The organism is Lishizhenia sp. (assembly GCF_033720595.1).
Classification (GTDB): domain Bacteria; phylum Bacteroidota; class Bacteroidia; order Flavobacteriales_D; family Crocinitomicaceae; genus Lishizhenia.
In genome coordinates, this window is sequence record NZ_JAWWCF010000014.1 from 1 (window position 1) to 25,368 (window position 25,368).

The 25,368-nt window shown below is 38.6% G+C and carries 23 protein-coding genes; 5 read left to right on the top strand and 18 right to left on the bottom strand.

Translation table 11 applies throughout. From position 1 onward, the window contains the following. From hemN to R3333_RS02020, 18 genes are all read right to left on the bottom strand, one after another. On the bottom strand, positions 1-975 hold a 975-nt coding region (gene hemN / locus R3333_RS01935; RefSeq protein WP_318956890.1), incomplete at its 3' end, for an oxygen-independent coproporphyrinogen III oxidase. Between the two features lies 1 nt (position 976). Further along, on the bottom strand, positions 977-1,750 hold the full coding sequence (locus tag R3333_RS01940; protein WP_318956891.1) for a radical SAM protein: 774 nt from the start codon (positions 1,748-1,750) through the stop codon (positions 977-979). Position 1,751: 1 nt separating this feature from the next. After that, positions 1,752-2,459: a sulfite exporter TauE/SafE family protein gene (locus tag R3333_RS01945; protein ID WP_318956892.1), complete on the bottom strand. Its 708-nt coding sequence runs from the start codon at positions 2,457-2,459 to the stop codon at positions 1,752-1,754. Between the two features lies 1 nt (position 2,460). Next, positions 2,461-2,892, bottom strand: coding sequence for a FixH family protein (locus R3333_RS01950; RefSeq protein WP_318956893.1), 432 nt, complete (start codon positions 2,890-2,892; stop codon positions 2,461-2,463). Next, positions 2,889-4,280 carry a cytochrome c oxidase accessory protein CcoG gene (gene ccoG / locus R3333_RS01955; RefSeq protein WP_318956894.1) on the bottom strand — a complete coding sequence of 464 codons (1,392 nt, stop codon included), beginning with the start codon at positions 4,278-4,280 and terminating at the stop codon, positions 2,889-2,891. The genes R3333_RS01950 and ccoG overlap by 4 nt, the downstream gene beginning before the upstream one ends. Beyond that, complete coding sequence (locus R3333_RS01960; protein ID WP_318956895.1) at positions 4,280-5,329, bottom strand: cbb3-type cytochrome c oxidase N-terminal domain-containing protein; 1,050 nt, start codon at positions 5,327-5,329, stop codon at positions 4,280-4,282. The genes ccoG and R3333_RS01960 overlap by 1 nt, the downstream gene beginning before the upstream one ends. Positions 5,330-5,332: 3 nt before the next feature. Next, on the bottom strand, positions 5,333-5,500 hold the full coding sequence (locus R3333_RS01965; RefSeq protein ID WP_090251050.1) for a CcoQ/FixQ family Cbb3-type cytochrome c oxidase assembly chaperone: 168 nt from the start codon (positions 5,498-5,500) through the stop codon (positions 5,333-5,335). 1 nt (position 5,501) lies between these two features. Then, a complete protein-coding gene (gene ccoN, locus R3333_RS01970) occupies positions 5,502-7,670 on the bottom strand; it encodes a cytochrome-c oxidase, cbb3-type subunit I (RefSeq protein ID WP_318956896.1) in 2,169 nt (722 codons plus the stop codon). Next, positions 7,670-7,843, bottom strand: a complete 174-nt coding sequence (gene ccoS / locus R3333_RS01975; RefSeq protein WP_090251040.1) for a cbb3-type cytochrome oxidase assembly protein CcoS — start codon at positions 7,841-7,843, stop codon at positions 7,670-7,672. Before ccoS ends, ccoN begins: the two co-directional genes overlap by 1 nt. A gap of 111 nt (positions 7,844-7,954) precedes the next feature. Continuing rightward, positions 7,955-10,303: a heavy metal translocating P-type ATPase gene (locus R3333_RS01980; protein WP_318956897.1), complete on the bottom strand. Its 2,349-nt coding sequence runs from the start codon at positions 10,301-10,303 to the stop codon at positions 7,955-7,957. A 62-nt stretch (positions 10,304-10,365) separates the two neighbouring features. After that, positions 10,366-11,415, bottom strand: a complete 1,050-nt coding sequence (locus R3333_RS01985) for a response regulator (protein WP_318956898.1) — start codon at positions 11,413-11,415, stop codon at positions 10,366-10,368. Positions 11,416-11,457: 42 nt separating this feature from the next. Further along, positions 11,458-11,994 (bottom strand): hypothetical protein, encoded by a 537-nt coding sequence (locus R3333_RS01990; RefSeq protein ID WP_318956899.1) that lies wholly within the window; start codon positions 11,992-11,994, stop codon positions 11,458-11,460. Between the two features lie 66 nt (positions 11,995-12,060). After that, a complete protein-coding gene (locus R3333_RS01995; RefSeq protein ID WP_318956900.1) occupies positions 12,061-13,569 on the bottom strand; it encodes an ATP-binding protein in 1,509 nt (502 codons plus the stop codon). A gap of 348 nt (positions 13,570-13,917) precedes the next feature. Beyond that, positions 13,918-15,057, bottom strand: a complete 1,140-nt coding sequence (gene chrA / locus R3333_RS02000; RefSeq protein WP_318956901.1) for a chromate efflux transporter — start codon at positions 15,055-15,057, stop codon at positions 13,918-13,920. A 171-nt stretch (positions 15,058-15,228) separates the two neighbouring features. Further along, on the bottom strand, positions 15,229-16,050 hold the full coding sequence (locus R3333_RS02005) for an AraC family transcriptional regulator (RefSeq protein WP_318956902.1): 822 nt from the start codon (positions 16,048-16,050) through the stop codon (positions 15,229-15,231). An 86-nt stretch (positions 16,051-16,136) separates the two neighbouring features. Then, complete coding sequence (locus R3333_RS02010) at positions 16,137-16,445, bottom strand: hypothetical protein (RefSeq protein ID WP_318956903.1); 309 nt, start codon at positions 16,443-16,445, stop codon at positions 16,137-16,139. A gap of 11 nt (positions 16,446-16,456) precedes the next feature. Beyond that, a complete protein-coding gene (locus R3333_RS02015) occupies positions 16,457-18,910 on the bottom strand; it encodes a DUF2309 domain-containing protein (RefSeq protein ID WP_318956904.1) in 2,454 nt (817 codons plus the stop codon). Positions 18,911-18,938: 28 nt separating this feature from the next. Next, the gene (locus R3333_RS02020) at positions 18,939-20,420 is read right to left on the bottom strand and encodes a proton-conducting transporter membrane subunit (protein WP_318956905.1); all 1,482 of its coding nucleotides are present in this window, start codon (positions 20,418-20,420) and stop codon (positions 18,939-18,941) included. A 168-nt stretch (positions 20,421-20,588) separates the two neighbouring features. Between R3333_RS02020 and R3333_RS02025 the strand changes: the two genes are divergently transcribed. The 5 genes from R3333_RS02025 to R3333_RS02045 form a co-directional block, all read left to right on the top strand. Further along, a complete protein-coding gene (locus tag R3333_RS02025; protein WP_318956906.1) occupies positions 20,589-21,482 on the top strand; it encodes a LysR family transcriptional regulator in 894 nt (297 codons plus the stop codon). A 170-nt stretch (positions 21,483-21,652) separates the two neighbouring features. Further along, positions 21,653-22,255, top strand: coding sequence for a hypothetical protein (locus R3333_RS02030; protein ID WP_318956907.1), 603 nt, complete (start codon positions 21,653-21,655; stop codon positions 22,253-22,255). A 17-nt stretch (positions 22,256-22,272) separates the two neighbouring features. Beyond that, on the top strand, positions 22,273-22,653 hold the full coding sequence (locus tag R3333_RS02035) for a hypothetical protein (RefSeq protein WP_318956908.1): 381 nt from the start codon (positions 22,273-22,275) through the stop codon (positions 22,651-22,653). A 2-nt stretch (positions 22,654-22,655) separates the two neighbouring features. Further along, positions 22,656-24,926, top strand: a complete 2,271-nt coding sequence (locus R3333_RS02040) for a hypothetical protein (RefSeq protein WP_318956909.1) — start codon at positions 22,656-22,658, stop codon at positions 24,924-24,926. A 250-nt stretch (positions 24,927-25,176) separates the two neighbouring features. Then, a partial coding sequence (locus R3333_RS02045) for a hypothetical protein (protein WP_318956910.1) occupies positions 25,177-25,368 on the top strand: 192 nt, incomplete at its 3' end.

Sequence of the window (25,368 nt, forward strand, 5' to 3'; positions counted from 1 at the left end):
CATACCTAACCCTATCATAACTTCTGTACTTTGTGTGGTATATCCCATAAAGTTACGGTGTAATTTACCTTGCTGATGTGCAACAGATAGTTCATCCTCAGGTAATGCAAAGTGGTCCATTCCTATTTCTTGATATCCCAACTTGAGTAACTCTTCTTTTCCATATTCATAGAGTGCTTGCTTCTCTTCATTTTTGGGAAGGTCGTCTTCATTATAACCGCGTTGACCAACACCTTTAATCCAGGGAACGTGAGCATAACTGTAGAATGAAATACGGTGTGGACGTAATTGTGCCGTCTTGTTTATTGTATCCTTTATACTGTCAAGGGTTTGATGAGGAAGTCCATAGATAATATCATGACTCACAGAATTGAAACCATAATCCAAAGCCATGGTATGCACTTTCTTTACTTGTTCAAAAGATTGTATTCTATTGATGGTTTTTTGAACAAGAGGATCGTAGTCTTGTATCCCGAAACTCAAGCGGTTAAAACCAAGCTCTCTGAAAACTTTAAGGTGTTCTTCTGTGGTGTTATTGGGGTGAGCTTCAAAACTCAAACTAATTTCAGGATCAAACAAACTCAACGCTTTAATTCCGTTGATGAGTCGCGCCAAGTTTTCGGCTTGAAAAAATGTTGGAGTACCTCCACCTAAGTGAATTTCCTTGATCACCATATCTTCTCCTAAAAATGACGTATAAAGTTGCCATTCTTTGAGAATTGTAAGTAAATAGGGTTCTTCTACAGCGTGGTTTTTTGTGATGCGTTTATGACAACCACAAAATGTACAAAGTTGCTCACAAAACGGTAGGTGGATATATAAACTCACCTCTTTCTTAGCACGAAGCTTGAAAGCATCAATTAAACTGTTTTTCCAAGCTTCCTTATCGATGTCCATATCCTTCCAAAAAGGTACGGTGGGGTAACTCGTGTATCTTGGACCTGGTTGATTGTATTTACGTATTAATTCACTCATCTTATGCAACTGTTGCGGTAATTCCTAAATGGTTTAATCGTTCGGCGATTGTTTTTAATTGAGGTATAGAAACGGCCTCTAAATCGGGGATAGCCGTTGTTCTATCTAAACTGTAAAGCATTACGCTTTCTGGTTTTATCGATTCAACCAAGCTTAAGTATTTTTCAACTTCTTGATCGTTGTAGTTTCCTAGTTGCTCTTGTTCATTCTTTCCTTTAAAAAACAAACTCTGAAGGATAATTTTATTCCCGTAATTTCTAAGGTTGTCCTTCACTTTTTGATAGGTTAAATTACCAAGCGGTCTATTGATGGAATAGAAGGTGCTTTCGTCGCCGGCATCTAGTTTACAGATAGAATAGTCAGCAATTTCTAGTGCCTTTCTTACCTGTCGTTTATGCAACATAGTGGAGTTGTTAAGCACCGCAATTTTAGCATCAGGTAATAATAAGTCTCTAACGGTTTTTACAGCATACATGATTTCCTCGAAGTCAGGATGAAGCGTTGGTTCCCCGTTTCCAGCAAAGCTTATAGTGTCTATTTTTATGTCTCTATCGTTGAGCATTTGACACTTCAAAAGCAGCTCTTCTAAGATTTCCTCCACCGTTGGGAATTGTACATTTTGATGTTTCTGATGATCCTCTCCACACTCGCAGTAAACGCAATCAAAATTGCAAAGTTTGTGTTCTTTGGGCAAAATGTTAAGGCCTAAGGACCTTCCCAGTCTTCTGCTGCTGATTGGCCCGAAAACTAGATATTTGAATAGAAAAGTATGCATGTTAATGACAGTTAATTTGGTTTTGGGGCAATACCCCGATTTGTTCTTGTAGGGCAGGACTCATGTAGGGAATTCCTAGGTTGGCACCTCTTAGTACCAGCAGACCTCCAACGATGATAAAAGAGGCCGGAATCAATATTCTTAAGTAACGTTTGGTCTTCAGTTGAATGAAGCTTTTAAAAAAGGGAAGGAAGAACATAACCGGTAAAGTTCCAACTCCATACAATAACATGTAAGTAGCACTTCCTTGAATACTACCCATCACTAAAGAAGCTATTAATGCAGAGTAGACCATACCGCAAGGCAATAGACCATTGAAAATACCCATCATAAAAAAGGCGTCTAAACTTCTTTTCTGAAGCAGTTGAGCAAACTTTCCTTTGAGTTTATTTAAGGCTGTAAAACCAAAATTCTGAATATTGAACTTCATGAATCCAAATTCACTTAATCCAATTAGAATTAAAGCAATTCCTGCCAATACACTAAAGCCTTGTAAAAAACCTATGAGTTTTAAGGATGTACCAAAGATTCCGAGTATAAGTCCGAGTAGGGTATACACCGTTATTCTACCAAAATTGTAGGTGAAAATGGAAATGAACTTCTGAACGGGCTGCATCTTTCCTACGGGTAGGGCAAGGGCTATTGGTCCACACATGCCTAAGCAATGCAGATTACTAATGAGTCCTAATGTTAATGCAGTCCAAAGCATGCTAGTAGTAAAAGTTCTTTTCAACTAAGAAGCTCTCGTTATTGGCTTCCCATTTTATTTTTAATTGGTAGTTCCCTTTGATTAAATTGGCTTTATCGATTAAAATAAAGTTGTTTTGAGGCGACTTAAAGTTTAAATCTAACTGTGCGTTATTAGCTCTATATAAGTTTACCTCGGTGTTTGTTTGTCCGGCCAAAGCTTCAGGAAATTTGATCTTTATACCTTCTGCACTTTGTTCAACGCTAATGCTATCCTTATAAACTAAGGCGCGAGCTTTCGCATCAAGTGTTTGCTGAAAATTCACTTCTTGAGCGTAATAATCTTCGGCATATAAATCGGTCTGTACCTTTTGTGCTTGAAATACCATTGATAAGATGTAGGCCATAAAGCCCATTAAAAACAATGCTATTCCCCATCCCCATGTAAATTTCATATTCTCGGTGCTATAAATGTTGTTTTCACTGTTTCAACTAATTCCTCTCCCTCGTAAATTCCTATTTTAAGATCGGTCTTAAGTGAAGTTAAATCTTTCGGTTCTATGTAAATGATAAACTTAGATTTAGCGGCATCTCTCGCTTTTAACGTGATATCATTTCCCACCATTTCTATTCTCCCTTCATGGTCTATAATTTCAAAATGAACGGGTAAATCTTTATTGGTTTTATTGATGATATTGATATCGTAAATGTTGTAGATTTCACCGGCATCGTTTTGTTCGAATAAGGTTCCTCTTGTTCGTAATAAGGTAACTTCAAAATCACTTCTCAACATGAGTAAAGTGGTAAGTAGTCCAAGTAACCCTACTAAAACTATTGTGTAGGCGATAACACGCGGTGTAAATCTAAAGTTCTCTTTTTTAGCCACTCCATCTTCAGAGTCGTAACGAATCAATCCTTTGGGTTGATTGGTTTTTTCCATCATGAAGTCACATGCATCAATACAAGCTGTACAGTTTATACATTCTAACTGTATCCCGTTTCGGATGTCTATACCGGTTGGACAAACATTCACACATTGATTACAATCAATACAGTCTCCTTGTCCCGCTTCTTTTCGGTCTACTTTCTTGTTGAATTTAGCTCTCTTCTCACCACGTTTGTAATCGTAAATAACATTCAAAGATTTACTATCAAGTAAAACTCCTTGCAGTCTACCGTAAGGACAAATCGTTGTACAAACCTGCTCTCTCAATTTCAAAAACACCATGAAAAAGATGAAGGTGAATATTAATATAGCGATGAACCCAACGATGTGCTGTGCTGGAGGTGTGGTTGCTATATCCCACACTTGTTCATATCCAATAATGTAGGCCAAAAAAGTATTAGCTATGATGAAAGAAAGACCAAAAAACAACGTGTACTTTAAACTTCTTTTCCAAATTTTTTCTCTGTTCCAAGGACTCTTTGCAAGTTTCTTTTGTGCTTTGTAATCTCCTTCTATCCAGTACTCTATTCTTCTGAATACCATTTCCATGAAGATGGTTTGCGGACAAATCCATCCACAGAAAAGTCGGCCAAAAATCACGGTAAACACCACAATGAATAAAATCATTACCAGCATGCTCAACGCAAATAAGTAAAGATCTTGTGGCCAGAAAACTTGTCCGAATATGCTAAACTTTCTCTCTATGATGTTGAAGAGTAAAAAGGGCTCTCCGTCAATTTTAATAAAGGGTATAGCAAAGAGGAGCAAGAGTAGTAAGTAACTCAATATCTTACGCTTTGAGTAGAACTGTCCACTTGGCTTTTTAGGAAATATCCAAATGCGTTTACCCTGTGCATCTACAGTAGCGATTTTATCTCTAAACTCCTCTTGTGCCATTACTCTACATTTAAGGTATCTGCAACTTCACCTTCAACCTCCGTTTCAGCGGTTCCTTCTTCAACATACAAGTCTCCTTGAGGCTCCTTGGCGTTTGGAGGATTTGTACCTCTCAAAGACTTGATGTATGAAGCAACTTGTTGCATTTGCACTGGATTTAATTCGTCTTTCCAGCTTTTCATCCCGTTTTGGGCTCCGTATTTTATTGTTTTGAATACATCGTTGATTTTACCACCGTGTATCCAGTAGTCATCTGTTAAGTTTGGACCAACGTCACCACCTCCACCTTCTTTGTGGCAGGCAATACAATATTGGTTAAATAACATTCTACCTTTTGAGATGTCCGCATCATCTGTTAATACAGTAACGGTGTTTTCATCCACGTTCAAAGCTTGTTCTTTCAGGTATAAATCCACCGCAATTTTGGCTTCTTTAACCTCCGTTTGATAAGCTTCTTCTTGCAAAGGAGAAATCTTGAATACGTGGTAGTTTAACAAATAAAGTACACCGGCGATAATACTTAAATAGAACCCGTAGATCCACCAAGGTGGTAAGTTGTTATCTAACTCTTGAATTCCATCATATTCGTGGTCCATTAGAATACTTTCCTCTTCTTCAACAGGAACAGTATCCGTTAAGATTTGCGTTAACTTGCTTGTTCTTTCTTTTACGAATTCTTGAACTGGTGCTTCGTCTTCTTCCTTTTTATCAATGTTAATCAACTTGTTAAAGAAGTTTCTGTAGTACACCAAAAAGGCAACCAAGGCCAAATCTATGGCCAATAGAATGTAGATTTTCGTTGTGGTGTAGAAACTTACTTCCGCAGCGCTTGTAGCAGCATCTTGTGCAAAAGTTCCTGTACTTGTTGCTACAAAAGCAAGGAGTAGCAACAAGGTTTTAATCGTATTGTTTTCTTTTATCTTATTTACTTTATTCTTGAAGGTGTCGCTCTTGATGTACACTTTCATGGCATTTCCTAAGCTGAAGATGCTAAGAAGTAATACAAAAGCAGTAACCACCAAGGCCCAAAATATTACACTTTTTTCCATTTTTTAGTCGTTTAAAGGGTAATCACTTATTTCATTAATGTGCTTCTTTTTCATGCTGAATACCCAGAAGAATAATCCTATGAAAAAGGCTACGAAGATGACCAATGAGATGATGGGATAAATCTCTATACCATCAATAGAGGTCATATGGTGTTTGATATACTTCAGCATCTTATTCCGTTTTAGTTGCTTCTAATTTGTTAATGTCAGATCCTAAGCGTTGCAAGTAGGCAATTAATGCTACGATTTCTTTCTGCTTCATGCTCGTAACATCCTCATCTGTATAGTTGTCTTTAGTGATGTCGAACAAGACACTTTTAGCAATTCGTGTAGCTTGCGCATCTATGCTATCTCTAACCGCTTGTTCCTCTATGTTTTCATAAGGAACTCCCATGCTTTTCATTGCTTTCATCTTGTCAAGGATGTGATCAGCGTTCAAGTCGTCTTCAGTCAACCATTCGTAAGTCGGCATGATACTACCTGGAGAAATACTAGATGGCTCCATCATGTGTAAGTAGTGCCAAGAATCTGGTCTGTTTTGTTTGTTACCAACACCTTCTCTATGTAAATCTGGTCCTGTACGCTTAGATCCCCAAAGGAAAGGGTGGTCATAAACAAATTCTCCTGCTTTAGAATATTCTCCATAACGCGCTGTTTCGAAACGCAATGGACGTACCATTTGAGAGTGACAGTTGTTACACCCTTCTCTGATGTACAAGTCTCTACCTTCTAATTCTAAAGGTGTATATGGTTTTACACTAGAGATGGTTTTTACGTTAGAGCTCACCAAGAAAGTAGGAATGATTTCAATAGCACCACCAATCAGGATAACTACTAAACTCAAAATCAACATTCTTACTGGTTTACGTTCAACAACTTTGTGCCAGTATTCTTTTTTCTCTTTCTTATGTTCAACCATTAAGGCGTTAACAGCCTCAGCTTCTTCATTCGCTACTAACTTACCAGCTAATGCCGTTTTCAATAAGTTGTAACTCATCATTACTGCACCTACTATGAATAAGGCTCCACCTGCTGCTCTCATGGCAAAGAATGGACGTAATTGGGTAACTGTTTCTAAGAAATCTTTGTTTACTAAAGTTCCGTCTGGGTTGAATTGTTGCCACATTAATCCTTGTGCAAATCCTGCCCAGTACATTGGAATGGCATATAACAAGATACCTAAGGTTGCAATCCAGAAGTGTGCATTGGCTAATTTCTTAGAGTATAATGGCTTTCTGTAAATTTTTGGAATGATGAAATACAACATACCAAAGGTCAACATACCGTTCCACCCTAAACCTCCTACGTGTACATGGGCAATGGTCCAGTCGGTAAAGTGACTAATTAAGTTCACTGATTTCAACGATAACATTGGTCCTTCGAAAGTCGCCATACCATAACAAGTAAGGGCAACCACCATGAACTTCAATACTACGTTATCACGTACTTTGTCCCAAGCACCTCTCAAGGTTAACAAACCATTCAACATACCTCCCCAAGATGGAGCAATCAACATGATAGAGAATACTACTCCTAAAGATTGCGCCCAGTCTGGCAATGCCGTGTATAACAAGTGGTGAGGTCCAGCCCAGATGTAAATAAAGATTAAGGCCCAGAAGTGAATAATAGATAACCTGTACGAGTAAACCGGTCTGTTCGCAGCTTTCGGTACAAAGTAGTACATCAATCCTAAATATGGAGTTGTTAAGAAGAATGCCACGGCGTTATGTCCGTACCACCACTGAACCAAGGCATCCTGAACCCCAGCATACCAAGAGTAACTCTTCATGAAGTGAATAGGGAACTCAAAAGAGTTAACAATGTGCAGTACAGCTACCGTTACAAAGGTTGCTATGTAGAACCAAATGGCTACGTACAAGTGTTTTACTCTTCTTTTTAAGATGGTTGCAAACATGTTCCAACCGAATACTACCCAAAGCAAAGTAATAGCGATATCTATCGGCCATTCTAATTCGGCATATTCTTTAGAAGTGGTATATCCTAAAGGAAGTGAAATTACCGCCGATAATATGATAAGTTGCCATCCCCAAAAGTTGATGTTACTGAGTTTATCACTCCACATTCTCGTTTTTAATAAACGTTGAAGTGAGTAGTAAACCCCGGCAAAAATACCGTTACCCACAAAGGCAAAAATCACCGCATTGGTATGCAGTGGTCTAATTCTACCAAAGGTAAGCCATGAGGTTAAGTTAAGCGATGGCCAAACGAGTTGACATGCGATTAACAACCCGACTAGCATACCAATTACACCCCAGATCACTGTAGCCAGGGCAAATTTGCTTACGATTTTATTATCGTACTGAAATTTTTCTACTTCCATTACTGCTTAGTTCTATTGTTAGAAGTGATAGTCTGTTCATCATCCATTAGCATGCGAACGGCAGGACTCTGATCGTCCTCGTACTGACCATTAACCTGTGCCCAGATAAAGGCGCCGAGAAAGATACTTGCCAAGAGCAAACTAACTGAGATGAGTAAAACGATTACTTCCATTTTGTAAAAATTATTCAACAAAGAGAGCTAAAATCGTAAGGGATTAAAATGTGTTTGATCAACTCAAAAATTGATATTGGTCAATCTTCATTTTTTATGGAAAAACGCGGGTTATTTCAGTGTTCTTCTGGCAGAAAGGCTCGTGCTTAAGGTGGTAAAGATTACCACTGATATAGAACTTAATGGCATAAGTATGGCGGCAAATACAGGAGCAAATATTCCTTGTACGGCTATGAAAAGTCCGATTGCATTGTAAAGAAATGAGAGCGTAAAACTACTTACCACAATACGTTTACTGTTTAAGGCAAATTTTAAAATTTGGGGAAGGAGGTGAAGTTTCTTTCCATCGAGAATTGCATCACTGGCTGGGGTAAAACCGTGCTCTTTATTGGCAACAGCAATACCAAAGCTACTTGAAGACAGAGCAGCGGCATCATTAATACCATCTCCAATCATCATTACTTTTTTACCGGCCTTTTCCAAAGCTTGTACATAACGGAGTTTATCAGAAGGTTTTTGATTAAAATGAAGTTGACTGAAACCATATTTTTCCTTTAATAATGCCTCATCCTTGTTTTTATCTCCTGTAAGAAGGTGCAATTGGTAAGTCTTGTGCAATTGCGCCAAGCTTTCCTGTATTCCCGGTCTGTAGTTATGAGTTACACTGAACCAACAATGATAGTAACCGTTGATTGTGACAAATACTCCATTGTAATCTTTTTTATGTTCTAAAGCTGTAAAATCTGAAGATCCTACTTTAAAGAATTGATTGTTTTTGCGGAAAGAAAGTCCTTGTCCAGGGATTTCCATAAATTCGGAAATGTTGAATTTCTGAACTTTATAGTTGGTTTTTAAGTAGGTGTTTATGGCTAAACTTAAAGGGTGAAGCGAAGAAGAAGTGGCTGTGTATAAAAGGTTTGCTTCTTCAAGACTAAGTTCTCCTTCTAGTGTTAATTGAATAGCGCTAGTATCGGTTAAGGTTCCTGTTTTATCAAAGATGATATCCGTAACATCCGGAAGGTTGTCTATCAAATCCATCTTGCGCACGAAGAATGAATTTTTAGCGAGTAAACGCTGTGCATTTCCATAGGTAAAAGGTAAACTTAACGCAAGTGCACACGGACATGCAACAATAAGTACAGCACTTACACTTCTCCAAATCATGTTAACATCGTGGAAATACCAATAGGTAGCGGTTCCTAAACTTAGCAGCAGAATGAAAAGCGTGAAATACTTGCTTAAAGCATTGGAGAGTAAAGTAAGTTTATGGTCTTTGGGGCGCAGTTGCGAATTTTGAGTATTCCACAAAGAGGTTAAATAACTTTGATCGGTTTTCTTTACAACTTGCAGTAAAAGACTATCTCCCATTTGTTTTCCACCAGCATAAACGGCCTGTTTTTTTTGGGGGTATTCAGGAGTGCTTTCACCAGTAACAAAACTGTAGTCAATGACAGGTTTACCCTCCATGACTATAGCGTCTGCAGGTATGAGTTCTTTATGTCTAACCTGAATAATATCCCCAGGTTGAAGGTCAGAAATATTGGTAGTTTCGAATTCTTCTCCCTTTTTACGTTGTATGGCAATAGGGAAGAAGGAAAGCGTATCTCTATCAAAGTTGAGATGATTGTACGTTTTTTCTTGGTACCACTTACCGATGAGTAAGAAGAAAATAAGACCTGATAAAGAATCAAAATATGCCTGTCCGGTATAAACGAATAGTTCATAGGTGCTTCTTACAAAGAGTGTTATCAATCCCAAAACTATGGGTAAATCCATATTGAAAACACCGTTCTTAAGGCCTATAAATGAGTTCTTAAAATAATCCCAACCCGAATAGAAGGTAACAGGAATACTTAAAAAGAAGGATAGGTAAAGAAACAAATCTCTAAAACTTTCATCCTCGCTCATACCCAAGTATTCAGGGAAGGCAAAGAGCATGATGTTCCCAAAACAGAATCCTGCTACACCAATTTTTATCAATAATTTCTTGTTGCTCTTGCTGCTTTGTTCTTGGGTGCTGAAATCAGGAGGATATCCCAATTTTTGTAAGAATTGAGCAAATGCTACAATGTCGGCAGATTTAGTAAGTGTAAACTGAACTTTTTTAGCGTTGAAGTTAACTTCTGCATGCTCTAATTCATCGTAAATTTTAGGTAAGTTTTCTAAGAGCCAAATACAAGAGTTACAGTGGATTTGAGGGAGGTGAAATACCACTTTTTTAATCGCTTCATTTTCAAAGAAAAGATACTTTTTCTGGATTTCAGGAAGAAGGAGAAAATCAAAGTAACCTACTTGGTCTTCATCAATTTTTACCCCTGGAGTTGAATTGATCGTATAGAAATCTCCCAGCGCATTAAGCTGCAATATTTCGTATACAGTTTTACACCCGTTACAACAGAAATTTTTCTCATCTATTACGATGGTAGTGGAACATGTATCTCCGCAATGGTAACAATTCATGCTGCAAATTTCTGTATTCAATAAAGCTTATAGATTGACAAATGTCAATAAAGAAATTAATTCTATACCAAATCAATTAGGCGCGACAATTCCTCTGGTTTCAATACAGTAATCTCTCGTCCACTTGTACGTATTACTCCTTCACTTTTAAAAGTGCTTAGGTTTCTTACCAATGATTCTTTTGCAGTTCCAACGATGTTCGCTAAATCATCTCGAGAAATGTTTAAGGTGTGCACGCCATCTTTCTCACATAAGTTCAAAAGTGTACGGGCAATGCGTTCCTTAACAGGAGCGTATGCCAATTGTAGGAGTTTCTCCTCCTTTTCTTTGATGTTACCCGTTAATAATTTGATGAAAAGCGTTGCGACTTCACGGTTGCTTTCAATCAATTTTAGGAATTCTTTCTTAGGAATCAACGTGATTTCAGTATCCTCCAAAGCTATGGTGCTTTCGTTGTGTTCACTTCCTTCCAAAAGTGCCATGTACCCAAAAAACTCTTCGGGATTTATGATTTGTGTTACAAAGGTTTTTCCGTAGCTATCTGTCTTCTGACATTTAACTTTTCCCTTGTTCACGTAGTATAAATAATGAGCAAAATCACCCTCTCTGTACAGCTCTTCTTTGGCTTTATAACACTTCGTTTTCTTGTGTTCCAGTAAACTCTTAATGTCCTGATGCTTGCTGTCTTCTTCAATAACGGCACCTTGTCCAACAAAAGCTTGTAAGATTTGCGATTTAATTTTCTGATTACGCGCAATACGCGTTTCTATCGAGGTGATTAAACTTTCCTCATCAAATGGTTTTAACAAGTAGTCATCCGCACCTAAATTCATTCCTTTTCTAATATCTGTTTTTTCAGCTTTAGCTGTTAAAAAGATGAATGGAATACTAGAAGTTTCAGGGTTTTTTGTCAAAATATTAATTACACCGTAACCGTCCAGTTGGGGCATCATTACATCACAAATAATAATATCTGGCTTGGTAAGAATGGCTTTCTCTATCCCTTCTACACCATTGGAAGCGGTGATTACTTCATAGTCGTTTAGCTCTAAAATCTCCGTAGTATTTAATCTAAAATCCTCGTTGTCCTCTATGAGTAATATCTTCTTCATTTTTCAGTGTTGGGGTAAATAATAAAGGTAGTTAATTTCAGGCTAAATGTGAGGTAAATTCAGTAGAAATCCCCCCTCCTTTTCAACCATATTTAGACGACGAATTACTTCAGTAAGTTCACCTATTGATGTAGTATCCTCGGAGTTACCTCCGAACGACAATTGATAGGTATAACGAGAAGGGGTTGGCAAGAAAAGGGGGATTTTGTATTGCTTGAGTTTTCTACTGATATTTTTCGGGATTTCATAGGTAAACAAAATAGCGTCATAATGGTTCGCATCGAGTTGATTTTGAACCAATTTTTCTATCGAGCCTACACGTACTTTTCCGCGAAGATGGAAGTTTAATAAATGTTGCGTTAAAGCCTTATTTTGTAAAATAACACCATCCATTTTTTTCACCTTCTCCCTGTAAATAAGGTCGTTAAGGTTCATAATGCTGATGGCATTATCTTTTTGCGGCTCATAACCATGTATCACGTCAATTTGCACATTGTCATCTGCAAAGTATTCGAGAACACAATCCAAGTGAGGTTTTAATCCTTCCTCAAGAGATGTTATGACCAACAATTTAAACATCTCACAAAGATGAGAGTTAGAAGGTGTTTAAATATTGATCGATAATGTTAAGAAAATTGATAAATGTCAATTTTTAGGAAAACACAATTCAAAGGTAGATCCTTTACCCACTTTACTGGTGAAGGTAATTGTTCCGCCCAAGACATCCATGTATCGTTTTACGATGTTCAATCCTAGCCCCGTACCCTCTATGTTTGTCACGTTACGAGCCCTGTGAAAACGAGAGAACAAGCGATTTTGATCTTCTTCCGGTATACCTATTCCTTGGTCTTTTACCTTTACGTGTATGTTTCCATTTTCCTCGCTAATGATGAGGTCTATAGTTGCTCCTTCCGGACTATATTTACACGCGTTAGAAACCAAGTTGATGATACAGTTTTTCAAAATGTTTTGGTCAGATTCTATCACCTGAGACGTGGTTAAACCGTAATCCAAATGCAAGAATTGTTCTTTGCGTTTTACCAATCCAACCTCGTCGATTACCTCTTCGATTAAAGCGTGGAAATTGAAGCTAGAAATGTTAGGGGTAATTAAACCAGATTCCAGTTTTTCCAAGGAAAGGAAGTCGTTTAGGATTTGGGTAAGGTTAGAAACCATACGTTTGATACGCTTTACGTGAACCGCACGCTTTTCGTCTTGCTCAGTTTTGGTGTATTTAGAAATTAATGTTGCAGAAGTATCTATGGTGCTCAAAGGAGTTCTAAACTCGTGCGAAGCCATGGCCACGAAACGAGATTTTAATTCATTCAAGTCCTTTTCCTTTTTCAAACTGCGCTCAATGTTCAATTCGGCATGTTTTTCTATGGTAACATCCATTTCTACCAGCAATGCGCTGTCTGTAACTCCATCTTTCTCGGTCAAAGGAACACCGTAAATAGAGAAGTACTTTTCTTTGAATTCAATTTCAAATTTTATGGTTTCTCCTTTAAAGAGTAGGGGTAACTTTTCAGTAATAACAGGCTTAACATGTTCTCCCAAACGTTCAATAAAGGAGATTCCTTTCAAAGAAGAATCAGTCAATCCCATACTACGTAGCATAGAACCGTCGGCCCATTCAATAATGAAGTTTTTATCGATAATGAAGATATTACCATTCGGGAAGTTCTCGGCAATGGAACGCAACATTTTATTTTGTGCATTAACTTCCTTGGTACGTTTCACAACCTCCTCTTCTAATTGGTTGTTCAATTTCTTCAATTCCGTGTCTATGGCTACACGTTTAGAAATGTCTACCACAAAGGCAATAGACTTGGTTTCGCCGTTTTCTTCGTAGTGACTCAAACTGACTTCCACTGGAAATTCAGATCCATCTTTACGCAAAGCCATCAAATTTCTTCCTGCTCCCATAGAACGGTTAGAGGGTGCAGCATTGTACTTTTCGCGGTAGCCAACGTGACTTTTCGTATAACGCTTTGGGATGAGCATTTCGAGTTTTTGACCCAAAATTTCTTTCTCATCATCATAACCAAAAAGTTTCAAGAGTTTCGGGTTTAAGGTGTCTATCACCCCCGAGCTATTTACCACCAATAAACCTTCGTTACTGTGTTCAAATATCTTCTCAAACTTCTCGTTCATGCCTCAAAAATTTATAGTAAAAGTAAACAGATTAATTTTTCAAATCTTTTTTACGTCGATTAATTTATCTCTAGACGCAATACGCATACTCAATTCTATCTTGGCAAACCGCCGCGCCATCCATTATAGTCCCCTCACTTTCACCAAAGTCGCACCAAAGGGCAAAGCCACTTCCGCTGGTCGTAACTTTTTCCTTGTGCTTACTAAGGCGTAAGCTCACGGCGCTGCCATTGCTGTCGCTGTTTGGGGTGAAAGTTTAGAATTGGAGATTTGACATTGGAAATTTAAAAAGAAGTAGTCTTTAAATCTCTTTAGGAAACTGCTTATCCATTGCGCTAGAACGCTACCTTAAATCATCAAGAGTAACCAACCCAAAATAGAGCTTCCGATTACCGTCCACATCACGTTGATTTTTTTGAAACCGAAAGTTACTACGAAGCTTAGTGCAGTGATTACAATAGCTTGCCACTCTGTTAAGGTTTGTGTGCCCATTTCTACTAAAACTCCTACCATAATAGCAACAGCAGCTATGTTTACAGAGTCTAAGAAATAGCTCAAAAATTTAGACTGTCGCATTTTCGGTACCAATGGGTTTAGGAACAATACAAACAAGAAAGAAGGTAAGAAAATCCCTACTGTTGCGGCAACAGAACCCCATACACCGCCAATTTGGTAACCAATGAAAGTTGCTGTAGACAATACCGGTCCAGGTGTAAACTGTCCTACCGCAATGGCATCTAACAATTCTTGTTGGGTCATGTATCCCGTATCCACCAACTCTGGCACCAAGTAAGCAAAAAGAACGTATCCACTTCCGTAGAGTATGGCACCTACTTTTAAGAAAATCCAAAACACTTTAAGCGTACTCAGGGTAGCTATGCTCGATACTGAAGTAGTTTGTAAAAGTAGGAGCGGAAGCAATTGTTTTTTCTCTTTGTTGCTCACCGTATTTCTAGTGTAAAAGAAAAAAGCCCCTAATAAACCTGCTACTAACAAAGCATAAACCTCATTTACTCCGAATAAAGAAGAAAGCAGAACCAAAGCTCCTAAAATTCCCAGTTCTGTTGATTTCAGGGCCTTTTTACCCAATTTGAAAATGGCTGCAGCAATCACTGCTAAAATTGCCGGTTTTATACCGTAGAAGAAAGGAGCAACATCGGGTAACTCTCCATAGGTAGTATAGAGGTAGGCAAAGAGCATGGTAACTAAAACTGCGGGTAAAATGAAACTGAAACCAGCCGCAAAGAGACCTTTCCAACCTGCGCGTTCGTGTCCACAGTGCATGGTCATTTCCGTAGAGTTGGGGCCAGGAATTAAGTTGGTGGCACCTACCAAATCCAAGAAGTGTTGTTTGCTTATCCATTTACGCTTCTCAATGATTTCGTCTTCCATCATGGCTATGTGTGCCGCCGGACCACCGAAGGCGAACAAGCCCATTTTAAAGAATACTTTTACTACTTCCCAAACACTGTTTTTCTCTTTGTTCATCGTCTAAAATGCTTTTGTGCAAAGAAAATACAATAGAATGTAATTTTTATGGTCTATTTGAAAATTGTGTGGTCAGCAAGATTTGATAATTTGAGGGATTTGAGAATTAACTATTATAAATTGTTCCACTTTATGATTTACCAATCTTCGAATGGCGAGCTCCGCGAGCTATCAAATCCCTAGATTAGCGGTATCTCTGTACTGTTTTGGAGTTTGTTCTTCATACCGCTTAAAGTATTTCACAAAATGAGAGGGGTCTTTAAAGTGCAGTTGCTCTCCAATTTGGTGTACACTTTGGTCGGTATAAATCAGCAAACGTTTGGCTTCTGATATGATGTGGTCGGCAATTACCTTGCTAGCGCTGTGTTGTACAGCCTGTCTACAGATGTTGTTTAAGACTTGTGGCGTAATGTGCAATTGTTCAGCATAATAGGCTACGTTATTTTGGAGCTTTTGGGCATCGCTTAAGATTTCTAAAAAGCTCTGGAACTCTCCTTTAGCCGGCAGGTTTATGTTTTTAAGTTGTTGTGCTTCCTCCAGTATTTTTGCAATCAAGGCTTTTAACAACCCTTCTATAGCGGTGAGATTTTCTTCCGTGCTCAGGAGTTCAAACAATTGGGTGATGCGTTGGGCATTTTTTAGCGGTAGGTAATTGTAGCTACTGAGTTCTGTGAGCAAAGTTTTTAATTCACCGTCCAAACTGTGAGCAATAAAATCTTTTTTAATGATGGAAACATAACCTTCTGGCTTACTAGTAATGTCCCAGAAGTGCAATTGATCTTGACGTATGGTAAAAATTACAGGGCCGTCAATAGGATAAGTGTCGTAATCTATGGTGTGGGTGCCGGAACCTTTGCTGAGGTAAACAAGTTCAAAATAGGCTTTGTGCTTGTGCGCTTTGGTTTTACGTATAGACGAACGAAAAGCCTCTGTTTTGATGTGTTTTTTTACATCGGCATTGTCTTTTACGCGTATGGCACTTTGCTTTTTCATCTTAAGGGTGAAGATAGGTATTTGAATAAAAAAAGCCACACAACACGATGGTCGAGTGGCTTTCTTTCGTTTAGAAACCAGGATTTTTAAATATTCATTGCCTGAGTATTTTCCTGCATTGCTACTGTAGTATCGTCGTGCAAAGTAACTTGCACACTTATTTTCGGAGTTTGTTCAGAATTTTTAAATAGTTCTGCGTAATACTTCTTCTTTTCTTCTAAGGTCTTGATGCGGGCATCTCTATCTGCCTTACTGTAGCTGTGATCTCTCTCCCAATCCGATAAATAGTCCTTTTCTATTTGCTTAATTTGATTGTCAATCAAAGTCATTAAACTATCCGGAGAAGTTAAGGTGATCAATTCTCTTTGGTCCACTATATTTTCAGTTCTTTTCATGATCTTTCTTTTTAAGCGATGGTTAATTTCTCTTTGTTACTTGTTGATGTGGCAAGAACATTTTCCCATTCTAGGTCTTTGGTATATCGACTATCGATGTCACCGTTTTCGTTAAGATGTAAGAGTTTAATCCAGTTGTTGTCACACAATTGTTTGAGTCCTTCATGCTTATCGAGTATGGCATTAATTGCGTCTTGTGGAGCGTCTATGATGACATTCAAACGTTGTGGTTGGTGTTCAAATTCTTCACCGTTATGAACTGCTTGAAGGGGTAATCCTATTTTTAAATCTCCTCCAGACCCTTCAATTACTCCAAAGGCACCTGTAACATTGTGTAATGTTTTGTTTCCAGCTCCTAATTTGTAGGTGTCTACTGTACTTGCAAAGTATTGCAAGTTAATCCAGCTTGTCACTACCATAGGTGCAGTCATTATTCCCTCTAGTACCTCGTAGTTACTGTCTTTTGCAGGGTTGTAAGATTGTAAGAAGGCTCTTCCGTTTAAGTTGATTCCTCTTGTTTTTTCACGTGGTGCGATGATGAAGGCATTACATCCTGCGAGTCCCCATTCGGGTCTTATTTCAGACCAGTCCGTTGCTTTCGCTTCGAAAGTTGCTTTTAGGTTTTTTCTCTCCTTATCAGTTAATAAGAAACGCGCTGATCTTTCTGTTCTACACGCTTCACTCGCTTTATCAATACTTTGCTTTAAGGCAACAACTTCTTGCTGTCTGTCATTCGGAATTGCTTTTCCGTTCAGGATGCTAATTTCGTCTGTTGTTGTGTTGTGTAAACAAGCCAAGAACAAGGTGTTTTCTGGGATTTTTATTCCGGCCTTGGCTAAATCTGTTCTGATTTGAGGAGTGTTTAATATCTGCGCGCCTGTTAAAGCGTTTATTTCTCCGGAGTGACCTCCACATGCACCACAATCGTATCCAGAAGCGTGCGGGTTGTTTACTGAACTAGAACCGTGACCCGTGATCAAAACTAAAGGAGCTAATCTGTCTTTCACTTCTAAGTTTTTCATCATTCCTTGCGCCATACCTAATTGTTCTTCGTAAGGAATTCCGGAAAGGTCTAAGGCTCTACCTTCTTTCAACCATTTTTCTAAACCGTCAGTTTTTGGGTCAGTAACCGGTTTACTCCATCTAAAGGAGTTTCCGATTAGTTGTGGCAAGAAAGAGATCCCAACGGGACTAACAAATCCAAAGTTCGAGATGGCGCCTTTTTTAAATTTCTTCCATCCATAAGCAATTTGGTGATTAGAAATTCTTCTGTTTTTAGCAGCTTCTAAATCTTTTACACTTTCTCGAACTTCTGCAGAAGAAGGGATTAACACCGGACATTGGTTTTTTCCTTCTTCATGAGCGATGGGTTTGTAGTTTACAGGGAATCCAAAGAATCCTGCGAAACCAAGTGTTTCTATTTCACTGTCTAGTTGTTCTAAGTTTCTTCTGTACACTTCCGACCTAACATCTATACAAAAGATCATTTGAGCTTTTGGTGTTTTGGGAGATGCAAGCACTTTGGAAGTACTTAAGTTGCTCATCATTTCACGTTGTGCGGCAAAATCATAAGCTTCTTGTAGAATTAATTGATATTCTAATTTCTTTATGGCAAGTTGACTTTCTTCTTCTTTGTTGTGGAAGTTTCTATACCATTGAGACTTGATTTGGTCTGAGCTGTATGCCTGCATGAAGTAACTTTCCCATGCTAATAGTATGGCTAACAATTCTGCTAAATGTTCAGTTTCTGAAGCGTAGAGTTTATTGTTATAGTCAATTCCAGATACGTAAGATGACCAACCGATTATCTTTAAGAATAGGGTGTGGAAGTATTCTTCTAATTCGCTTCCATCAAGTTTAAGTTGACTGGCAAAACTCTCTATAAGTGTATTGTGGTCTTCTGGTAATGCTTTAACGAAAGATCTAAACTTCTCAAGTCCCATAATTTCATTCGAAAGGTCGTGAGATGCTTCTTCTTTCCAAGCCTGAAAAATATTGCTTTTCTTGTTGGTAGTTGACCATGTAGTGATGTAGTCATCAAAATAACTACTGGCCCAGTGTGTAATGTTTTCTATCACGTGTCTGGTCCAATCTTTTTTACTTATTTGACCAGCAACCCCCATTAAAGTGGTGTCTTTAGCGAGTAATATGTCACCTTGTTTTCCGTAGAATTCAAGTTCTTTTAAAAGTTCTTTTTGAGAGATATGTTCAAGACCTCTTGCTTCAAAAGCTTTATCTATATCCTCTTGTAGAATTACATTTGCTGCAATTTGTTTGAGGTAATAGCGAACCGGCATGGTCATTTTAATATTTCCACGACGCGCTAATTTACGCGCTGTTTCTCTAAAGCTTGTATCTGTAAACCCTAAGTAAGGATTAACGGCTACAAAGTTTTTCAGCGGCCAAGCTGGGGCAATACGCTTACAGCTTTTTTCTAAGGTGCTTTTTACTTTAGACTTTTCCATAATTCTTTCTTTTAATAAGGTGTTTAGCTTACTTTTTCATGGCTAAAGCGTTCAACGCCCTATTCATGATGTGATTGAAATAAAGTCCTTGTTTTAGATGTATTCTCAAGGTGCGGAAGGCACTTTTTTGAGAAATCATTGGCAAGTAAGAGATTACTAATATTGTGATGAAATATACTGCGAGTATGATGTAAGCGGTAACACTTAAACTTGTGTCAACCACTCTAACCGCTGGAATTTCTTTTCCTAAGTAGTGATGGAATACATCCTCTAAGAAGAAGAATAAATTGATGATTACTCCTGAGATCAGTAGGAGATAAACAACAGACCTTCCTTTGATGTCAGAGTCAATAGCATTGATTTGTAAGGTAATCATTCCGAAGAGTATCACTGTGCTCAACATCAACATCTGAAAGTTCATGCTTTCCGTTCCTCCCCATATTTCTGTACTTACTAAGTATACAGCGATTGCACCAATTACTGCCAAGATAATTTTCAGAAAACTTCCTTTACGTTGGTAGCGTAATGCGTTTTTGGTTTGGTAAGTATCTACTACACTTCCAGAGCTTAAGAAAGCATGTGCTTTGTAGAAAGAGTGAGACACTAAGTGTAAAAGGGCTGCAGAGTAAATACCTAATCCACAAGCCATCAAAGAGAAGCCCATGTGACCAATACTTGAGTAAGCTAAACTTGTTTTAACGGTGGGTTGCGTAGATGATATTACCGCTCCGTAAAGTGCGCTCAACGCCCCTATGATAAATAAGATGAGCCAAGCATATTGCGTTCCTTCCATTACATAAGAGAAACGAATGATAAGAAAGGGACCTGCATTAAGTAAACCTGCATGCAATAGTGCCGATACGGGTGTTGGTGTTTCCATTACATCCAATAACCAAGCGTGAAAAGGAACTTGAACTGATTTTAAACAAGCCGTCAATACCAGTAACAATCCTGCTCCCTCCAGGTAAGGATATTGTGAAAAATCACTTGTGTTTTGTAGTGCGCTGAAGATTTGTTGTATGTCTCCTGTATTAAAACTTACATATAGTAACAGGATTGCTCCTAACAAGGTAGCTTCGCTTGCTCGAGCGATTACGAATTTCTTCTTTGCTGCTAATCTAGACTTAGCACGTTGCGGGAAGAACATTAGTAGACGGTGAAGTCCAACTGCGGTTCCTATCCAAGCAAAAAAGAGCACGGCCAAGTTACCAGAGAGCACGAACAGTTGCACACTTGCTATTGTAAAGGCTAATCGTCCAAAGAACTGGGCATGTAAATCATGACCGTTTAAATAGTTTCTGCTGTAGCGGAACACCACCAAAGCAATTATGGCAATCATGGTGTACATGGTAACACTTAAGCTATCTAGGCGAAGTACCAACCCTACTTCGTTCCATGTAAAGTACTCGATTGAAGTAACGCCTTCAGTACTAATTTGAAAGATGGAAATTGCACTAGCGATTAAAGCTGTCCATACTGTAAATATACTGTAGTTGTATATTTTGTTCATGGATTTAAACGGCCCAACATTTAATGATGAAATGAGAAGCAGTAAGGTGGGTAGGAGGATTACTAAACTTAAAACTGTTGTGTGCATTTTTTAAATTTTCTACAAAGTTAGAGGCTTTGTACCATATAATTTTATTTATATTTATAATGAAATACATAAATATATTTTATGAATTATACAGTGAATCAGTTACGCATCTTCCTTAAGATCGTGGAAACCATGAGTGTTACGAGGGCTGCGGAGGAGTTGTTTATGACGCAACCGGCAGTATCTATACAACTTAAAAACTTTCAAGATCAGTTCGATATTCCCTTAACAGAGATAGTAGGGAGAAAACTATATGTTACAGAATTTGGGTACGAGGTGGCTAAAATTGCCAAGCGAATTTTTGTAGAGTTTGATGAGTTAAAGTATAAAACAAGAGAATATGAAGGGGTAATGAAAGGGAATTTGAAAATTGCCTCCGCTTCAACTGGGAAGTATGTTATTCCTTATTTCTTATCTGATTTTTTGACAAATTATCCGGGAGTAGATTTAATTCTTGATGTAACCAACAGGGCAAAGGTGGTAGAGGATCTTAAAACTAATAAAATGGATTTCGCGGTGGTTTCTGTTTTACCTGATGATGTTGAGGTAGAAGAAGAGATTTTGATGGAAAACAAATTGTTTTTGGTAGGTAACCCAGATAATTATAAACGAAAGGAAGCCCTCATTTTTCGAGAGGATGGATCGGCTACACGACAGGAAATGGAGGCCTTTTTTAAGCAAAAGTCAACCCAGCAAAGAAAGCGTATAGAGCTCACGAGTAATGAGGCAGTAAAACAAGCGGTTGTGGCTGGTTTAGGTCATTCACTTTTACCTTTAATAGGGATTAAAAATGAACTCCTTGATGGAGAACTTAAAATTATAGAGCGAAAAAACTTACCGGTAAAAACTGATTGGCGACTCATATGGTTGAAGAATAAAAAGATGTCACCCGTTTCTAAAGCCTTTTTAGAGTTTATTAAGGCAGAGAAGAATAGAATTATGGAGAAGCATTTTCAGTGGTATCAGGATTTTTAGAAGGTTGTGCCTATGTTATATCGATTTCTTATTATCAAACACATCTCATTCAATTCAAAAAGGAGAAAATTTGAAAAGAAGATCAGAGTTGCGACGATATGCAATCCATTAAAAATTTGCCATAGCTCGAGTAAGATCCTTATTTTTAGCCCAACTGTTATTGAAAAACTATGGATCAAAGTAGAGCGTTGAGTGTGTTAAAAATTTCGGGGTTCACCAATGAGGAGGATTTAAAACTCATATACCTGAAAGAAAAAGAGAGGATAGAACTGTCTATTGAACGCGCGGGAAACGTTGCCATGAAGCGAGTATACACTGATAAGTTGCAAGAACTTGAAGAAGCTTATGCGTGTTTATTGGAAAACAAAGCTACGAAAGTATCGCTTTCAGCTTCAGTACCTAAAGTAAAACTGAACAGAAAGCAATGGGTAATAATTTGTTCGTTGATAATTGTAGTTGGAAGTGTAATTTCGTACTTTGTGGTGCAAAACATTCAAACGAATAATTTGTTAGAACAGGGAATGATTCAGTTCAACGCAGAAAAGTTGAGCAGTAACCCTGAAGATTTTTCTAAGGCCAAAGAATACTTCGAAAAAGCTGAGCAAAGAGGCTCGCTTAAGGGAAAGTTCTACCATGGTTTGATGCTCTTCAAAATGGGAGATAGAGAGATTGGAATGATCAAGATGCAGACTGCCGATAAAGCAGGGTATCAAGACACTACTATTCATTTCAATACCTACCTGAACTTTAAACAGCGATTGGATGTGAAATAACTTTATTTACTACTACTATGTCTAAGAAGAAGAAAAAAATCAAGTCTGCTGCTGCTGGTATGGCGGTGGCTGGTGCTGCCGTAACAGGCGCTGTTTTAACTTCGGAGCAAGAAAAAGAAGACAGCTTAAATAATGTGAATATTAAAGAATCGAGAGATTCTGGTTCCATCAAAGAAGAGAATATTTCTACTACTGCTACACAGGATACTCAACTGGGCGACAAGTCCGAGGTTGAATCTTCGGCAAAAGTATCCGCAAGGCAATCTGCTGAAACGGAATCTGTTCAAAATGAAACAGCATCAAAACCAATAGAAAAAGAAGAAGAAATTATTGCTGATTTAGCGTTTTCTGTGAGAGAAAAATTAAATCAGTTAAGTCAAAGTATTCAAAATATATAGTTATGAGTAGTTCTACAGAAATTCAAGCGATTATTCAAGAAGCTTCGTCTTCATTAGATGTGTTGATTTCTAAATCTAATGAGATTTCAGGTACACAAGAAAATGTTCTCCAAATAAAAGACGAGGCTGAATCTGTTTTGGGAGAAATGAATACCTCTTTCCAAAGTTTACAGGAAAACGTAGAGGTGGCCAATACAGTTGTAGAAGATCTTAATACTAAAAATGAAGAGGTTACAACGGTTTATAATGAAGTAGTCGCTCAGCGTAGTGAAATTCAAACACGTCAAACTGAAATAGCTGAAACGCAGGAGTCGGTTAATGAGATGTATAATGAAATTGCCGGGATACAGGAACAGACGCAAGAAATGCTTGCTGAAATTACGCAAACTCATCAGGCAATTCAAGCAATGTTACAGGAGATACAACAGTACGAACAAAGTGCGGAAGAATCCTTTACCAATACCCAAGCTCATGAGCAAAATGCAGCACAAGCATTAGCGGAAACTCAAACCCATGAACAAGATGCTTTAACGGCATTGAATACAGCTCAACAACATGAGCAAGATGCATTAACAAGTTTGGGAACTACGCAAACGCATGAACAGGATGCTTCAACTTCTCTGGCGACCACTCAGCAGCATGAACAAGATGCGCAAACAGCTTTAGCGACAACTCAACAACACGAGCAGGATGCCTTAACAGCAATGAACAAGGCGCAGCAATATGAAAGTGATGCAGAGCAAGCTATGAACGAAGCCCAGGCTCACGAGCAATCGGCAGCAACATATAGAAATCAGGCCCAACAACATGAGCAAAATGCAGAACAGGCGTTGAGCAATACGCAGCAGGCAGAGCAACGAACAACGAGTTTAATGCATCAAGCAGAGGCCAATGCAAGAGCGGCTGAACAAGCTATGAATGATGCAGAAGTACATGAGCAAGCTGCAAGTCAGTCGAGCACTCAAGCAGAACAGCATGAGCAATCGGCGATGCAAGCAATGAGTCAGGCGCAACAACATGAGCAAAATGCTTCAAGTGCTGCGCAAGGTGCTGAGCAAGCTGAAAACCGTGCTGAAGGCGCTGCGTCGCAAGCTGAAAGGTTCCAAGAAAGCGCTTCAAATGCTGCAGAAATCGCAGAGAAAGCGGCGGATAGAGCAGAGGAAACTGCAGCTGAAGCAGAGAAATATAAAGGTGTTGCCGAACACGCAGCTGAAGAAGCGAAAGAAGCAGAAGATGCAGCGGAGCAATCTGCATTGAACGCCAAAGAAGCTGAAACAGAAGTTAGAGCCCGCATTGAGAAAGCAGAAGAACTGATAGGTGAGGCAGAGGATGCTGTACAAAGAACCTTGAAGCATGAGGAAGACGCTGCTGGTATATTAACGAATATGCAGGTGAATGAAAAAGCTGCAGCAGATACCGTTGGTCGTATTAACGAACATGCAGATAAAGCTGCAGAAGCGATAGAACGTGTAGATGAAATTGTAGAAACGGCAAATAAGGCGGCAAATGATGCACAACAGCATGAAGGTGATGCTAAGCAGAGCCTGAGTGACATGCTAGAAATAGAACAACAAGCTGCGGATTTATTGACAAACCTACAAGTCAATGAAAAAGCTGCCGCAGAAACGATAGAACTCATTAATGAAAACGCTGAAAAATCTGAAGATGCAACAACACGTTGCGAATCAGCACTCGAAACGGCAAATGGCCATTTAGAAGAATTGAGCGGACAGGTGGATGAAGGAACAAAAACTTTAGAATTAACCCTGAAACATGAGCAGGATGCCGCAGGGGTTTTGAACAATATGCAGGTGAATGAAAAGGCCGCAGCAGAGACGGTTGGACTTATAAACGAACATGCAGAGGAGGCTACCACGATTCTAAACAACGTTAAGGAATGTGAGTCAAGCTGTCTAGGAACGCAAACGAAGATTGAAGAATGCGAGCAGAATGCACAAACGAGTTTAGAAAAATGTTTGACCTCTGAACAAGACGCTGCAGGAGTGTTGACCAATATGCAAGTAAATGAACAGGCCGCAGCAGATACTGTAGGATCCATCAATGATTACGCAGGAGATGCGAAGAATCTTCTTGGCGATATGGAAGGAGTTTTAAGAGAGGCCGAAGGTGTGCTGCGTGACGCAGAAAGTAAAGAACAGGATGCAGAACGCGCTGCCGATAGAGCCGATAGAGCTGCCGATAGAGCAGAGGACTGCGCAAGTAGGGCTTGTTCTTCCAATAATTCTTCGGGAGGAGATGATCCTATTTGGTAAAATTATAGGCCAAGAGATTAAATACAATTTAAATGTTGAAAATAAGATGGAGTTTTTCATCTTTGCAACAAGTTTTTGTAGGAGGTAAATAACAGTTGTTATTCCTTAAAAATGAAGTAAGTGTATCTTTATTAGATACGTAAAGACCAATAAATAGAACTAGAAAGAATTAACATTAACTACGTACTACATTTCATTACAGTGAGATAGCTGTGGTAGGGTTAAGATTTCTGTATATTAAATCGATAGAATGACCAAAGAAGAGGCTCTAGAAAGATTAGAATTAGAAGCTAACGCTTCTCGAGCAGAGATAACAGCTCAGTATAATGAGTTTTACAACGAATTTCAAATCAGGATTACGAATGCACCTACGGAGCATCAAAAAAAGCTGTACCAAAAAAAGTTGGATGAGTTAGAAAAAGCGTACCAAATTTTGGGAGGA